The sequence below is a fragment of the Clavibacter davisi genome (assembly GCF_052751415.1).
In genome coordinates this window covers 2,006,422-2,020,680 of sequence record NZ_CP199882.1, presented here as the reverse complement: position 1 = coordinate 2,020,680, position 14,259 = coordinate 2,006,422, and the positions used below count along the sequence as shown (strand labels likewise).

The window sequence follows — 14,259 nt, the reverse complement described above, 5'->3', positions numbered from 1 at the left end:
ACTAGATCCCCTCCACGACGAGCACGACGAACGGCTGAGCGTCCCGCACCGCGTCCATGCCCGACGCCACGGCCCGCTCCGGCCGCTCGGGGTCCAGGACCGCGTGCGCGATCCCGACGACGTCGAGGAGGCGGACGACCTCGCGGCCGATGACGTCGTGCTCGACGGCGTCCGTCCCGTCGTGCCCGCGCCAGCTCATGATGATGAGCGGATGGACGTCGTAGATGAGGGTGAGGCTCGTGAGCACGTTCAGGCAGTAGCCCAGTCCGGAGTTCTGCATCAGGACGACGGGCATCGCACCCGCCAGCCGTGCCCCGACCGCCATCCCCATCGCGGTGTCCTCGCGCGGCGCCGGGACGTACCGGATGCGCTCGCCCGGCCCTCCGCGCTCCAGGGCGGAGAACAGCCCCGCGAGCAGGGAGCACGGGACGCCGGTCGCGAAGTCGACCCCCTCCCGCCGCAGGGCGGCGAGCACCCGGTCGGCGGCCGTCGCCGTCGCGGTCCCGGCGGTCACGAGTGCACCACCTCCTGCATCCAGATCGCCACGTTCATGTACATCCAGACCTTCTTCCCGTAGAAGTCGTGGTCGAGGTCCTGCGGGCGGCGGAGGAACTCCTCCATCGCCCGCCGATCGAAGAGGCCGTCGCGCTGGGTTGCCCCGTCCAGGAGCACCTCGCGGGCGCGGACCAGCATGCCGTCGCGCATCCAGTCGTCCAGCGGCGTGGGGAAGCCCATCTTCTTGCGCGACGTCAGCGTCCCCGGGAGGTACCTGTCGGCGACCCTCCGCAGCACGGTCTTCGTCGTGTCCAGGGTCTCGGAGGCGCGGAAGGCGGGCGTGAACCACGAGCGGAGCTGCGCGGAGCGGCTGTTCCACGCCATCTTGTGGCGGACGGGCATGTGCACGAACGCCTCGACCAGCTCGTGGTCGACGAACGGCACGCGTCCCTCCAGGCTCGCGGACATGCCGATCGCGTCGACCTTGTCGAGGATCGCGCCGATGTGGAGGTGCTGGAACGCGTGCAGGACCCGGTCGTAGGGGTCGGCATCCGCGGTCCGGGCGAACGACCGCTCGAACGGGGCCCTGACCGCGCGATCACCCTGCAGGGCCTCGCGCGCCTCGGGGGAGAAGAGGCCCCACTTCTCCTCGAACGGCACCCAGTGGTACATGCGGTAGAAGTGCTCGAGGTGGTCGCGCACGTCCAGGTTCGCGGCCAGCGAGGTCTGGCTCGGGCCGTGCGCGGCCGCGATCCTCCTCGCCAGGGCCGGCGGGACCACCTTCTGCAGCGCCGCCGTCTTCTTCCAGTCGAGCGGCGAGCGCATCACCCGCCCGTATCCGCCGAACAGCTCGTCCGCCCCGTCCCCCGAGAGCGCGACCGTCACGTGGCGCCTCATCTCGGTGGAGAGAGCGTGGACGGCGATCTCCTGCGGGATGGACAGGGGCGCGTCGCGGTGCCGGATCAGCGGCACGAGCCCCTCCTCGTACGTCTCCCTGCCGACGACGAGATGGGTGTGCTCGGCGCCGACGTGGTCGGCGACCTGCTGCGCGAACGCCCCCTCGTCGTACGCGCCCGTCCCGTAGCCGACCGAGAACGTCCGCACCGGGCGATCGAGGCGCCGCGCCATCATCGCGACCACGAGGCTCGAGTCGAGGCCCCCGCTCAGGTACGCCCCGAGCGGCACCTCCGAGACGAGGCAGCGGTCGACGGCCCTCCCGAGCATCTCGTCGGCGAGGTCGATCCACTCCGGTCCGCTCCGGGACCCGTCCGGCCGGGGCACGGGGAGCTGCCAGTACTCGCGGTCGACGACCCGCCCTCCGGACACCTCGACCAGATGGCCGGGCAGCACCTTCTCGATCCCCTCGAAGTAGCTGTTCCCCCACACGGCCTGACGGAAGGTGAGGTAGCTCGAGATGCCGGCGAGGCTCGCCTGCCTGCGGAAGCCCGGCACCGCGAGGATCGCCTTCATCTCGGACGCGAAGACGAACCTCCCGTCGACCACCGCCCAGTGCAGGGGCTTGATCCCGAGCCGGTCCCGAGCCAGGAGGAGCGTGCCCGTGCGACCGTCGTGGATGCCGAACGCGAACATGCCGTTCAGCCGGTGCACCACGTCCGAGCCCCACTCGAGGTACCCGCGGAGGAGCGACTCCGTGTCGCTCGACGTCCGGAACACGTGGCCGCGCGCCCGCAGCTGGCTCCGGAGCTCCCGGAAGTTGTAGATCTCCCCGTTGAAGACGAGCGACACGCGCGTGTCCGCGTCGACCATCGGCTGCTGCCCGTGCGGCACGTCGATGACGCTGAGCCGCGTGAATCCCAGACCGACGGGACCGTCGACGTGGTAGCCGGACTCGTCGGGTCCGCGATGAGCCTGGCACGCGTTGACGGCGGCGAGCATCTCCAGGTCGGCGAACGGCCGACCGTCGAGCTCCAGGATCCCCGTCACCCCGCACATGGGCCGGCACCTCCACGCCCCGTCTCGAAGATGCTGCGCGCGCGGGCGTAGTCCGCGGGCGTGTCCACCTCCGCCCATCGGTTCCCCCCGACGCTGACGCACTCGATGGACAGCGTGTGCGCGAGGTCCGGGAGGACCGCCGTGTAGTAGTCGTCGCGATCGCGGCCCTCGGCGAACCGACGCGCGAGCTCGGCCGCGACGGGCGCGCAGGCGCGCTCGCTCAGCTTGAGGATCCCCACGAAGTTGCCGTCCGCCTCGGCCGGCGCGAGGCGGTTGCCGATCTCGAGCGCACCGTCCCGGAGGCGGACCCGCATGGTGCCCTCGAGGCGGGAGGAGCCGTCGACGGCGAGCGCGACGTCCGCGGGCGAGTCGAGCAGCGCGTCGAGGATGCCCGGATCGAAGACCACGTCGCCGAAGAGGATCACCCGGTCGCCTCCCCCCTCGAGGAGGTCGACGTTCGCGCCGAGCGTCCAGAGGTTGTTGGCGGTCTCCCAGCCGTCCCAGACGCGCACCGTCCCGGTCGGTCCCACGGCGCTCGCCAGCTGGCGCCACTCGAACCCGGCGACCACCACGGAGTCGCGCACCCCGGCGCGTGCGAGCTGGGCGCGGGCGCGGGCGAGCAGCGACACGGCGTCGATCTCGAGCAGGCACTTCGGGACGTCGCCCGTGACGTCGCGCGCGCGGGTGCCGGATCCGGCGCAGAGGAGCACCGCCCTCGTCTCAGCCACGGTCGGCTCCCCGACCGGCGGACGCCCCGACGACCTCGCGCGACCGGACCCGGTCCCGTCCCTGCACCCCTTCGCGGACGGCAGCCGGCGCGTCGGCCAGCAGCCTCCGCCTGCACCCCTCGGGTACGCCCTGATGCGACATCGATCCCTCCCCGTCTCGTCCTGCACGCGTACGACCTGTGCGCCTCCGACGAGAAGGGAGCTCGTGAACGCCTGCCCGTCCGTGGACGGAGCCTCGCGTTCGATACGACATCGTCAGCTTCGTGCGAGGACGGTATCGACGTCCATCCCCCGTTCGCCATCTGTTGACGAAGCGGTCATCCCGTCGCATAATCGCGCCCGCGGGCCGGGCACCCGTCGCGCGCGGGATATCCTGTCCTCCATGCCCTCGTCCTCCGCATCCCGCTCCGCACGGGGTGGTGGCACGTCGATCCCGGCTCACGGCGACGAGCTCGCCGGCGTGAGCGCCGCCCACCGGCTCGCCCAGCGTGGCCGGTAGCACGGCGGCGCCGAACGCCGACGGGACTCTCGTCGGCGTCCTCGCGCTGCAGGGGGACGTCCGCGAGCACGTGCGGGTGCTCGAGGGATTCGGTGCGCGCACGCGGCTCGTCCGCCAGCCGAAGGACCTGCCGGGGCTCAACGGCCTGGTCATCCCGGGCGGCGAGTCCACCGTGATGGACAAGCTGTCGCGCCAGTTCGGGATCGCCGAGCCGCTCCGCGGTGCGATCGACGACGGGCTGCCCGTGTACGGGACCTGCGCCGGCCTCATCATGCTGGCCGACGAGATCGTCGACGCGATCCACGACCAGCGGAGCATCGGCGGGCTCGACGTCGCGGTCCGCCGCAACGCCTTCGGATCCCAGACCGCGTCCTTCGAGGTGGACCTCGACGTGCCCGAGCTGGGGGACCCGCCCGTGCACGCCGTCTTCATCCGCGCGCCCGTGGTCGCGTCGGTCGGGCCGGCTGCGTCGGCTCTCGCGTCGCTCGACGACGGCCGCGTGGTCGCCGTCCGCCAGGGCGCGCTCCTCGGCACCTCGTTCCACCCGGAGGTGACGGGCGACCTCCGCTTCCACCGCCTCTTCCTCGACATGGTTGAGGAGTCCGGCCGCACCCTCTGACCCCCGGGGTCGATCGGCGCGGCCGCCAGATGGTCCATCATTGACAGCGAGCAGACGCCGCGTAAGGAGAACCACCCGTGTCCGGACATTCCAAGTGGGCGACCACGAAGCACAAGAAGGCGATCATCGACTCGCGTCGCGCCAAGTCGTTCGCGAAGCTGATCAAGAACATCGAGGTCGCGGCCAAGATCGGCGGCGCCGACATGTCCGGCAACCCGACCCTCGTCGACGCGGTGCAGAAGGCCAAGAAGACCAGCGTCCCGAACGACAACATCGACCGCGCCGTCAAGCGCGGCGCGGGCCTCCTCGGCGAGGTCGTCGACTACCAGACGATCATGTACGAGGGCTACGCGGCCAACGGCGTCGCGATGCTCGTGGAGTGCCTCACGGACAACAAGAACCGCGCGGCCGCCGAGGTCCGCACGGCGATGAGCCGCAACGGCGGCAACATGGCCGATCCGGGCAGCGTCGCCTACAACTTCCACCGCAAGGGCGTCCTCGCCGTTCCCCATGCCGAGGCGCCGACGGAGGACGACGTCCTCACGGCGGTCCTCGACGCGGGCGCGGAGGACGTCACCGACCACGGCGAGGTGTTCGAGATCCGGTGCGAGCCGAGCGACATGGTCGCCGTGCGCCAGGCGCTCCAGGCGGCGGGCATCGAGTACGACTCCGCCGACGTGGAGTTCGTGCCGCAGGTCAAGGTCGAGGTCGACCTCGAGACCGCGCGCAAGGTGAACAAGCTCATCGACGCCATGGAGGACCTGGACGACGTCCAGAACATCTACGTCAACAGCGACGTGCCCGCCGAGGTCCAGGCGGCGCTCGACGACGACGACGAGGAGTAGCCCCTCATCGCCGGTGCGCGGGGGAGCGGCGCGGGCGGCACCGGGCCGTCCGTCCGGATCCTCGGGATCGACCCCGGACTGACCCGCTGCGGCGTCGGGGTGGTCGACGTGTTCGCGGACCGCTCGGCGCGCATCGTCGACGTGCAGGTCGTGCGGACGAGCCCCACGGACGAGCTGCACCACCGGCTGCTCGCGGTGGGCGACGGCATCGACGAGCTCGTGGCGCGGCACGGCCCGGCGGTCGTCGCCATCGAGCGCGTCTTCGCGCAGGACAACCTCTCCACGGTGATGGGCGTCGCGCAGATCACGGGCGTGGCCCTCGCCGGCGCCGCGCGGCGCGGGCTCGACGTCGCGATGCACACGCCGAGCGAGGTGAAGGCGGCCGTCACGGGCTACGGGCAGGCCGACAAGAAGCAGGTCGCGACGATGGTCGCGCGGATCCTCGGCCTCGACGAGCTGCCGACCCCGGCCGACGCCTCGGACGCCCTCGCCCTCGCCATCTGCGCCGGCTGGCGGGCGGGGCTGTCCCGCGCGGGGATCACCGGGACGCCCGCGCCGGTCTCGCGCGCCGCCGCGTCGGCGGCGCCCGGTGCCGCCGGACCGACCGCGGCCCAGGCGGCGTGGCTCGCCGCCGAGCGTGCGCAGCGGGGTCGGCGCTAGCTCGTAGGGTTGTGGGCGTGATCTCCTCCCTCCGCGGCACCGTGCTGTCCGTCTCCGGTCAGACCCTCCTGCTGGAGGTCCACGGCGTCGGCTACGGGATCTCCGTCACCCCGCGGCACGCGCTCGAGCTGCGGCACGGATCCGAGGCCACCGTCCTCACGTCCCTGGTCGTCCGCGAGGACTCCCTCACCCTCTTCGGCTTCCCCGGGCCGGACGAGCTGCGCGCCTTCGAGCTGCTCTGCGGCGTCACCGGCGTCGGCCCGAAGTCCGCCCTCGCGGTGCTGGAGCACCTCGACCCCGAGGCCATGGCGCAGGCGATCGCCGTCGAGGACGACGCCGTGTTCCGCCGCGTCTCCGGCATCGGCCCCAAGACGGCGAAGCTCATCGTCCTGCAGCTGGCGGGGAAGCTCGTCGTCACGCAGCCGCGGTCGCGCTCGGCGGCATCCGCCCCGTCGTCCGTCACCGCGGACGTCCTCACCGCGCTCGTGGGCCTCGGCTGGTCGGAGCGCGTCGCCCGCACGGCGGTCGACGACGCGGTGGCCGCCGCCGAGGAGCAGGGCGCGCCGGCCGACATGGCGCGCCTCCTCCGCGTCGCCCTCGGGATGCTCGGCCCGCAGCAGGCGCCCGGCACCGCCGCGGCCGGCGCGGCGGCCGACCGGTGAGCGCCCCCGAGCAGGGCGACGTGTCGAGCCCCGTCCCCGAGTCGGAGGCCGAGCTCGCCTTCGAGGGCGCGCTGCGACCACGGTCCCTGTCGGAGTTCGTCGGGCAGGTCAAGGTGCGTGGGCAGCTGGAGCTGCTGCTGACGGCGGCCGCGATGCAGAACCGCTCGCCCGACCACATCCTCCTGGCCGGCCCGCCCGGGCTCGGCAAGACGACGCTCGCGATGATCGTCGCGGAGGAGAGCCGCCGGCCGCTCCGCCTCACGAGCGGCCCCGCGATCCAGCACGCGGGCGACCTCGCGGCGGTGCTGTCCGCGCTCGTGCCGGGCGAGATCCTGTTCGTCGACGAGATCCACCGGATGGCGCGCTCCGCCGAGGAGATGCTCTACCTCGCGATGGAGGACTTCCGCATCGACATCATGGTGGGCAAGGGCGCCGGCGCCACCTCCATCCCGCTGGAGCTCGCGCCCTTCACGCTCGTGGGCGCCACCACTCGCTCCGGCATGCTGCCGAGCCCGCTACGCGACCGCTTCGGCTTCACCGCGCACCTCGAGTTCTACGAGACGCACGAGCTCGAGCAGGTCATCGAGCGCGCGGCCGGGATGCTGCACCTCGAGATCGAGCACGAGGCCGTCGCGGAGATCGCGGGACGCTGCCGTGGGACGCCCCGCATCGCCAACCGCCTCCTCCGCCGGGTGCGCGACTACGCGCTCGTCCACGGCACGGAGGCGGACGTGACGTCCGTCCGCGCCGCCCTCGACCTCTACGACGTGGACCCGCTCGGCCTCGACCGGCTCGACCGCGCGGTGATGCGCGGCATCCTCACGCGCTTCGACGGCGGACCCGTCGGGCTCAACACCCTGGCCGTCTCGGTGGGGGAGGAGGCCGAGACCATCGAGTCGGTCGTCGAGCCGTTCCTCGTGCGCACCGGGCTGGTCACCCGCACCCCGCGCGGTCGCGTGGCGACCCCCGCCGCCTGGCGGCACTTCGGGCTCGAGGGACCGATGGCCCAGGTCCGGCCGGGCGCCCCCGGACCGGGGGCGGCGTCTCCCGGGGCCGAGGAGCCGCTCTTCGGCGATGGCCTATGATTCAAGCTGGCCTCCCGCGGAACGTCGCCGGTTCGTCGCGTCCGTACACCCCCAGCTCCTGAAAGGCCCGTCCCGCATGGACCCGTTCACCCTGATCATGTTCGCCGTCCTGGCGCTGCTCATCTTCTTCATGTTCCGCAACAGCCGGAAGCGCCAGAAGGACCTGGCCGCGCTGCAGACGCAGATGGTGCCCGGCGCCGAGGTCATGACCGCATCCGGCATCTACGGGACGCTCGTCTCCTTCGACGACGAGAACAACCTCGCCTACCTCGAGGTCTCGCCCGGCACCGTCCTCAAGCTGCACCGCCAGACCATCGCCCGGGTCGTCGAGCCCACCGTGGCCGTGGCGGACGACGCGAGCGAGCTCGTGGACGACGCCCCCGCGACCGACGTCGTCGACGAGACCGGCAGCACGGACGCCGGTCGTCGCCTCGACGACGGCGACGCGCCCACCGCGCGCTCCTGATCCACCGGGCGGGCGGCTGAGCCGTCCGCCGCACCCGGGCGGGATCGCGCCCGGGCCAGCTCCCCCACCCATCCGGGACCGCGTCGCAGCGGCGGGCGTCCCGCGGAGAAAGTCGAGTGTCCAGGTGGCCAAGTCGCCCACACCGGTACGCAAGGCCCGGCGCAAGCTCGTCTGGCTGCTCGTCATCATCGGCCTCCTCGCCGGCGGCAACGCGGCGAGCATCGCCTTCAGCAACGGGTCCTGGACCCCGAAGCTGGCGCTCGACCTCGAGGGCGGCACGCAGATCATCCTCGCGCCGCAGCTCGACGGCTCGTCGTCCGGGCCCACGAGCGAGCAGCTCGCCCAGGCGGTGTCGATCATCCGCCAGCGCGTCGACGCGAGCGGCGTCTCCGAGGCGGAGATCACCACGCAGGGCGGCAGCAACATCGTGGTGAGCCTGCCGGGCGAGCCCGACGCCGCGACGATGCAGCGCCTGCAGTCGTCCGCGAAGCTCGAGCTGCGGCCCGTGCTCGTCGGCGCCCCCGGCACCGCCACGCCCACGCCGACGCCGACGCCCACGGACGGATCCGCGCCCGCCGACGGGTCGACCCCCGCGGCCGAGACGCCGGCCGCCGAGGCCACGCCCGACCCCGCCACGCTCTCCGACGAGCCCGCGACGCAGCCGACCGGCCCCAGCGATGTCGCCTGGATCACCCCGAGGCTGCAGGCGCAGTTCGCCGCCTACGACTGCGCCACCGCGCCGGAGAACGACGGCCAGGCCGCACCCGCCGACCGCGCGATCATCGCCTGCGCCGACGACAAGGCGGCCAAGTACGTGCTCGGCCCGGTCGAGGTCGACGGCAGCACGATCTCCGACGCCACGAGCGGGCTGACGCAGTCCAGCCAGGGCGTCAGCACCGGCACGTGGGCCGTCAACCTCGTCTTCGACGGAGACGGCACGAAGCAGTTCGGCGACATGTCGACCCGCCTCATCACGCTCGAGTCCCCGCGCAACCAGTTCGCCTTCGTCCTCGACAACGAGGTCATCTCCGCACCGGTCACGCAGGGCGTCGTCACCAACGGCAAGCCCTCCATCACGGGCAACTTCACGCAGGAGAGCGCCAAGGCGCTGGCCGACCAGCTCAAGTTCGGCGCCCTGCCCCTGAGCTTCACCCTGCAGAGCTCGGACGTCATCTCGGCGACGCTCGGGTCCTCCCAGCTCACCAGCGGCCTGATCGCGGGACTCATCGGCCTCGTGCTCGTGGTGCTCTACTCGCTCGTGCAGTACCGGGCGCTCGGCATGGTGACGGTGGCGTCGCTGGCCATCGCCGCCGTCATCACGTACCTGCTCATCACGCTCCTCAGCTGGCGGGAGGGGTACCGGCTGTCGCTCGCCGGGGTGGCGGGGCTCATCGTCGCCATCGGCATCACGGCGGACTCGTTCATCGTGTACTTCGAGCGCATCAAGGACGAGCTCCGGGACGGCCGCGGCCTCGTCTCGTCGGTCGAGCAGGGGTGGAAGCGCGCGCTGCGCACGATCATCGCCTCCGACACGGTCAACTTCCTCGCCGCCGCGGTGCTCTTCATCCTCGCCGTCGGCAACGTGAAGGGCTTCGCGCTCACGCTCGGGCTCACGACGATCATCGACCTCATCGTCGTGTCGCTCTTCACCCACCCGATCCTGCAGCTGCTCGCCGAGCGCCGCTTCTTCGCCGAGGGCCACCGCCTCAGCGGGCTCGACCCGCGGGCGCTCGGCGCGGTCTACCGCGGCCGCGCCACCTTCCGCACCCCGACCGTCTCGACCGGCCGAGGCACCGCCGCGGCCAAGGAGGCGGCGCGCCGGCAGACCATCGCCGAGCGCAAGGCCGCCCAGGGCGCGGGAACCGGCACCACCTCGACCGCGACGATCGACGCGCCGCGATCCGACGACACGAGCAGGGACGACTGATGGCTGGCTTCTCCGAGTTCGGCAACGACCTCTACACGGGCAAGCGCTCGTTCGACATCGTCGGGCGCCGCAAGCTCTGGTACGGCATCGCCGCCGTGTGCATCCTCATCTCGATCCTCGGGCCGCTGGTCCGGGGCGGATTCACCTTCGGCATCGAGTTCACGGGCGGATCCGAGTTCACGGTGAGCGGGGCGTCCTCGCAGTCGCAGGACATCGCGAGCGACGCGGTGGCCACCGTGACCCCCGTGCCGGCGCGCGTCTCCAGCGTCGGCTCCGACGGGGTGCGCGTGCAGACCGACCAGCTCGAGGCCACCGACAGCACCGCCGTCCGCCAGGCCCTCGCCACGGCGTACGGCGTCGAGCCGGCGAGCGTCACGGAGTCGTTCATCGGCCCCTCCTGGGGCCAGGACATCACGCGCCAGGCGCTCTGGGGGCTCGTGGTGTTCCTCGCGCTGGCCGCCCTCGTCATGTCGGTGTACTTCCGCACCTGGAAGATGTCCGTCGCCGCCATCGTGGCACTGCTCCACGACCTGGTGCTCACCGCCGGCATCTACGGGATCACCGGGTTCGAGGTCACGCCGGCAGCGGTGATCGGCTTCCTCACGATCCTCGGCTACTCGCTGTACGACACGGTCGTGGTCTTCGACAAGATCCGCGAGAACACCGCGGAGGACGGCCAGGAGTCGCGGCGCACGTTCGGTCAGTCCGTCAACCTCGCCGTCAACCAGACGCTCGTGCGCTCGATCAACACCTCGATCGTCGCGATCCTCCCGGTCGGCTCGATCCTCTTCATCGGCGCCGTGGTGCTCGGAGCGGGCACCCTGCGAGACATCGCCCTGTCGCTCTTCATCGGCATCATCGTGGGCACCTACTCCACGATCTTCCTCGCCGCCCCGCTGTACGCGCACCTCCGGGAGAACGAGCCGAAGGTGAAGAAGGGCGACGCCCGCGCGGCCGCGGCCGCCAGCCGGGCCCAGGCCGAGCGCGCCGCGGCTACGGTGGAGGCATGAGCAGCGCACACGGAGCGGGCGTCCCCGAGGACATCGACGCCGCCACGGCCAAGGCCCGCACGGCGACGGGGGAGTCCTGGCTCCTCGACGTGCGCGAGGCAGACGAGTGGGCCGCGGGCCATTCCGCGGTCGCCCATCACATCCCCCTGGGCGAGCTCCAGGACCGCGCCGACGAGCTGCCGTCCGACGAGCACATCGTCGTGGTCTGCCGCTCCGGCCACCGGTCGTCGCTCGCCACGCAGGCCCTCCTCCGCGGGGGCTTCGCGGCCTCCAACATCACCGGCGGCATGCAGGCCTGGGCGGAGATGGGCGGCGACGTCGTCACGGACGACGGGTCCGCGGGCCGCGTCGCCTGATCCGCGCCCGTCCCGCCGGAGCAGTGGTCGGGAGCGCTGTGCTGCGGTGATAATTTGGTCACCAGCAGACGGCTGGGAGGCTGGACGATGACGGAGACGACCTCGAGCACGGCTTCCCTCCGGCGCCTCGTGCCCCGCCTCTTCTCCCGGGCGCAGCCGGCCGGCGCCGTGGAGCAGCTCATCCGCACCGCCAGGCTGCACCACCCCAAGGCAGACATGGGCCTCATCGAGCGGGCGTACTCGGTCGCCGAGAACGCGCACGAGGGTCAGAAGCGCAAGAGCGGCGAGCCGTACATCACCCACCCCGTGGCCGTGGCGCAGATCCTCGCCGACCTCGGGATCGGACCGAAGACCCTCGCGGCCGCATTGCTGCACGACACGGTGGAGGACACCGAGTACACGCTCGACATGCTCCGGCACGACTTCGGCGACGAGATCGCGATGCTGGTCGACGGCGTCACCAAGCTCGACAAGCTCAAGTACGGCGACAGCGCGCAGGCCGAGACCGTGCGCAAGATGGTCGTCGCCATGTCGAAGGACATCCGCGTGCTCGTGGTCAAGCTCGCCGATCGCCTGCACAACGCCCGCACGTGGGGCTTCGTCGAGTCGGCCTCCGCCGAGCGGAAGGCCAAGGAGACGCTCGAGATCTACGCGCCGCTCGCGCACCGCCTCGGCATCCAGACCATCAAGTGGGAGCTCGAGGACCTCTCGTTCGCGGTGCTCTACCCGAAGATCTACGTCGAGATCGAGAACCTCGTCAAGCAGCGCACGCCGCAGCGCGAGGAGTTCGTGCAGCAGGTGATCGACAGCGTCAACGACGACCTGCGGTCCGCGCGCATCCGGGGCAAGGTCGCCGGCCGCCCGAAGCAGTACTACTCGATCTACCAGAAGATGGTCGTGCGCGGTCGCGAGTTCGACGAGATCTACGACCTCGTCGGCATCCGCGTGCTCGTCGACTCGCTGCGCGACTGCTACGCGGTGCTGGGTGCCATCCACGCGCGCTGGACGCCGGTGCCCGGGCGGTTCAAGGACTACATCGCCACCCCCAAGTTCAACCTCTACCAGTCGCTCCACACGACGGTGATCGGCCCGAAGGGGCGACCCGTCGAGATCCAGATCCGCACGCACGAGATGCACCAGCGCGCCGAGTTCGGCGTGGCCGCGCACTGGAAGTACAAGGAGCGCATGAACGGCGGCCGCACGACGGAGGTGTCGCCGCAGGGGGACACCGACCTCGCCTGGCTCGCCCACATCTCCGACTGGCAGTCCGAGACCGCCGACCCCGGCGAGTTCCTCGACAGCCTGCGCTTCGAGATCGGGGCGAAGGAGGTCTACGTCTTCACGCCGCACGGCAAGGTGATCGGCCTCCCGGCCGGCGGCACGCCCGTGGACTTCGCCTACGCGGTGCACACGGACGTCGGCCACCGCACCATGGGGGCGAAGGTCAACGGGCGGCTCGTGCCCCTCGAGAACCCGCTCACCACGGGCGACGTCGTGGAGGTCTTCACGTCGAAGAACCCGGACAGCGGCCCGAGCAAGGACTGGCTCGCGTTCGTCAAGAGCGCCCGCGCCCGCAACAAGATCAAGCAGTGGTTCACCAAGGAGCGCCGCGAGGAGGCCATCGAGCAGGGCAAGGACGCCATCGCCCGGGCCATGCGGAAGCAGAACCTCCCGCTCCAGAAGCTCATGAACCAGGACGCGTTCTCCGACGTGGCCCAGAGCATGAAGTTCGACGACGTCGCGGCGCTCTACGCGGCCGTCGGCGAGGGCCACGTCTCCACCCAGTCGGTGATCGAGAAGGTGCTCGCGTCCATCCAGGGCGACAGCGGCGGGGAGGCGGAGGAGGTCTTCGCCGTCACGCAGCGCTCCCGGGTGTCGCGCAACAGCGACTCGGGCGTGCTGGTCCGCGGCGCCCCCGACATCCTCGTCAAGCTCGCCAAGTGCTGCACGCCCGTCCCGGGGGACGAGATCATCGGCTTCGTGACCCGGGGTGCCGGCGTCTCGGTGCACCAGGCGTCCTGTCACAACGTCGGCTCGCTGCGCTCCGAGCCCGAGCGCATGATCGAGGTGGAGTGGGCGCCCTCGTCCAAGAGCCTGTTCCTCGTGCACATCCAGGTGGAGGCGCTCGACCGCTCGGGTCTGCTCAGCGACGTGACGCGCGTGCTGTCGGAGCACCACGTGAACATCCTGTCCGCGTCCGTGTCCACCTCCTCGAACCGGCTGGCCATCAGCCGCTTCGTGTTCGAGATGGGCGACGTCACCCACCTCGACCGGGTGCTCAACGCCGTACGGCGGATCGACGCCGTGTACGACGTGTACCGGGTCAACGGGGGCTGATCGGAGCGGCGCCGCCGGCGCCCTCGTGCTCTGCGGCGTCGTCCGCGAGACCGGCGAGGGCCGAGAGGCGCGCGAGCGCGCGGCGCTTGTCGGGCAGCGCCCCGGAGGCCTCGAGGTGCGCGCGGGCAGCGGGCACCGTGACGTCGGGGAGGGCGAGCAGTCCGAGGCACGCGCTCTCGTGCCGCGGCGTGAAGTCGGCGACCGTGCGGGCGATGTCGCACAGCGTGCGCACGGGCGTGGTGACGCGGAGGCCCGCCATGACGACGGTGTCGCGCTCGTCGAGCACGACCTCGCGGATGCGGACGTTCCGCAGCTCCGGTGGATGGCACCGCGCGACGGCGTCGACGCAGTACTCGTGCGTGCGCGGGGGCTGGCGCGTGGCGCCGTGGACCCACGCCGCGGTCAGGCGCTCGGCGATGAGGCGGCTCGGCACCTGGGCGGCCAGCGCCGCCGCGCGGAGCCAGGGGGACGCGAGCTCGTCCACGGGGGAGTAGCAGGCGTCGACCTCGTAGACCTCGCCGTCGAGGCGCGCGGAGCAGAGCTCGGCGAGGGGCAGGTCGAGGACGGACAGGACGGGGGCGAGGCGCGGGGTCATGCGGCGCACCATGGCAGGTGCC

The 14,259-nt window shown here is 71.8% G+C and carries 14 protein-coding genes; 10 read left to right on the top strand and 4 right to left on the bottom strand.

Going from position 1 to position 14,259, the window contains the following annotated elements; genetic code table 11:
* Position 1: 1 nt before the first annotated feature.
* From ACU4ZT_RS09545 to ACU4ZT_RS09535, 3 genes are read right to left on the bottom strand one after another with little or no spacing between them, the layout of a single operon-like run.
* Positions 2-514 (bottom strand): thiamine pyrophosphate-binding protein, encoded by a 513-nt coding sequence (locus ACU4ZT_RS09545; RefSeq protein WP_063071167.1) that lies wholly within the window; start codon positions 512-514, stop codon positions 2-4.
* Complete coding sequence (gene asnB / locus ACU4ZT_RS09540) at positions 511-2,439, bottom strand: asparagine synthase (glutamine-hydrolyzing) (protein ID WP_217491909.1); 1,929 nt, start codon at positions 2,437-2,439, stop codon at positions 511-513. Before asnB ends, ACU4ZT_RS09545 begins: the two co-directional genes overlap by 4 nt.
* Complete coding sequence (locus ACU4ZT_RS09535) at positions 2,436-3,176, bottom strand: phosphocholine cytidylyltransferase family protein (RefSeq protein WP_175345471.1); 741 nt, start codon at positions 3,174-3,176, stop codon at positions 2,436-2,438. Before ACU4ZT_RS09535 ends, asnB begins: the two co-directional genes overlap by 4 nt.
* Positions 3,177-3,664: 488 nt before the next feature.
* Here ACU4ZT_RS09535 and pdxT point away from each other — a divergent pair, with 488 nt between their 5' ends.
* The 10 genes from pdxT (at position 3,665) to ACU4ZT_RS09485 (ending at position 13,642) form a co-directional block, all read left to right on the top strand.
* The gene (gene pdxT / locus ACU4ZT_RS09530) at positions 3,665-4,294 is read left to right on the top strand and encodes a pyridoxal 5'-phosphate synthase glutaminase subunit PdxT (RefSeq protein WP_063071170.1); all 630 of its coding nucleotides are present in this window, start codon (positions 3,665-3,667) and stop codon (positions 4,292-4,294) included.
* Between the two features lie 77 nt (positions 4,295-4,371).
* Positions 4,372-5,139, top strand: coding sequence for a YebC/PmpR family DNA-binding transcriptional regulator (locus ACU4ZT_RS09525; RefSeq protein ID WP_445337070.1), 768 nt, complete (start codon positions 4,372-4,374; stop codon positions 5,137-5,139).
* A gap of 6 nt (positions 5,140-5,145) precedes the next feature.
* Positions 5,146-5,799, top strand: coding sequence for a crossover junction endodeoxyribonuclease RuvC (gene ruvC, locus ACU4ZT_RS09520; protein WP_270981764.1), 654 nt, complete (start codon positions 5,146-5,148; stop codon positions 5,797-5,799).
* Positions 5,800-5,816: 17 nt separating this feature from the next.
* Entirely contained in the window at positions 5,817-6,461 is a 645-nt protein-coding gene (gene ruvA / locus ACU4ZT_RS09515; protein WP_063071190.1) for a Holliday junction branch migration protein RuvA, read from the top strand.
* Positions 6,458-7,546, top strand: coding sequence for a Holliday junction branch migration DNA helicase RuvB (gene ruvB / locus ACU4ZT_RS09510; protein ID WP_445337069.1), 1,089 nt, complete (start codon positions 6,458-6,460; stop codon positions 7,544-7,546). Before ruvA ends, ruvB begins: the two co-directional genes overlap by 4 nt.
* Positions 7,547-7,622: 76 nt before the next feature.
* A complete protein-coding gene (gene yajC, locus ACU4ZT_RS09505) occupies positions 7,623-8,012 on the top strand; it encodes a preprotein translocase subunit YajC (protein WP_107490167.1) in 390 nt (129 codons plus the stop codon).
* A gap of 124 nt (positions 8,013-8,136) precedes the next feature.
* Complete coding sequence (secD, locus tag ACU4ZT_RS09500) at positions 8,137-9,939, top strand: protein translocase subunit SecD (RefSeq protein WP_270981759.1); 1,803 nt, start codon at positions 8,137-8,139, stop codon at positions 9,937-9,939.
* Positions 9,939-10,949: a protein translocase subunit SecF gene (secF, locus tag ACU4ZT_RS09495; protein WP_063071175.1), complete on the top strand. Its 1,011-nt coding sequence runs from the start codon at positions 9,939-9,941 to the stop codon at positions 10,947-10,949. Before secD ends, secF begins: the two co-directional genes overlap by 1 nt.
* The gene (locus ACU4ZT_RS09490) at positions 10,946-11,305 is read left to right on the top strand and encodes a rhodanese-like domain-containing protein (RefSeq protein ID WP_063071176.1); all 360 of its coding nucleotides are present in this window, start codon (positions 10,946-10,948) and stop codon (positions 11,303-11,305) included. The genes secF and ACU4ZT_RS09490 overlap by 4 nt, the downstream gene beginning before the upstream one ends.
* A gap of 87 nt (positions 11,306-11,392) precedes the next feature.
* Positions 11,393-13,642: a RelA/SpoT family protein gene (locus ACU4ZT_RS09485; RefSeq protein ID WP_063071177.1), complete on the top strand. Its 2,250-nt coding sequence runs from the start codon at positions 11,393-11,395 to the stop codon at positions 13,640-13,642.
* Here ACU4ZT_RS09485 and ACU4ZT_RS09480 read toward each other — a convergent pair.
* The gene (locus ACU4ZT_RS09480; RefSeq protein ID WP_254654491.1) at positions 13,629-14,237 is read right to left on the bottom strand and encodes a type IV toxin-antitoxin system AbiEi family antitoxin; all 609 of its coding nucleotides are present in this window, start codon (positions 14,235-14,237) and stop codon (positions 13,629-13,631) included. The genes ACU4ZT_RS09485 and ACU4ZT_RS09480 overlap by 14 nt on opposite strands.
* Positions 14,238-14,259 lie beyond the last annotated feature (22 nt).

What these genes read in the sequence shown, in the direction of transcription:
- ACU4ZT_RS09490 (WP_063071176.1), top strand. Translation starts at nt 10,946, where the DNA reads ATGAGCAGCGCACACGGAGCGGGCGTCCCCGAGGACATCGACGCCGCC.
- ACU4ZT_RS09485 (WP_063071177.1), top strand. Translation starts at nt 11,393, where the DNA reads ATGACGGAGACGACCTCGAGCACGGCTTCCCTCCGGCGCCTCGTGCCC.
- yajC (WP_107490167.1), top strand. Translation starts at nt 7,623, where the DNA reads ATGGACCCGTTCACCCTGATCATGTTCGCCGTCCTGGCGCTGCTCATC.
- ACU4ZT_RS09480 (WP_254654491.1), bottom strand. Translation starts at nt 14,237, where the DNA reads ATGACCCCGCGCCTCGCCCCCGTCCTGTCCGTCCTCGACCTGCCCCTC.
- secF (WP_063071175.1), top strand. Translation starts at nt 9,939, where the DNA reads ATGGCTGGCTTCTCCGAGTTCGGCAACGACCTCTACACGGGCAAGCGC.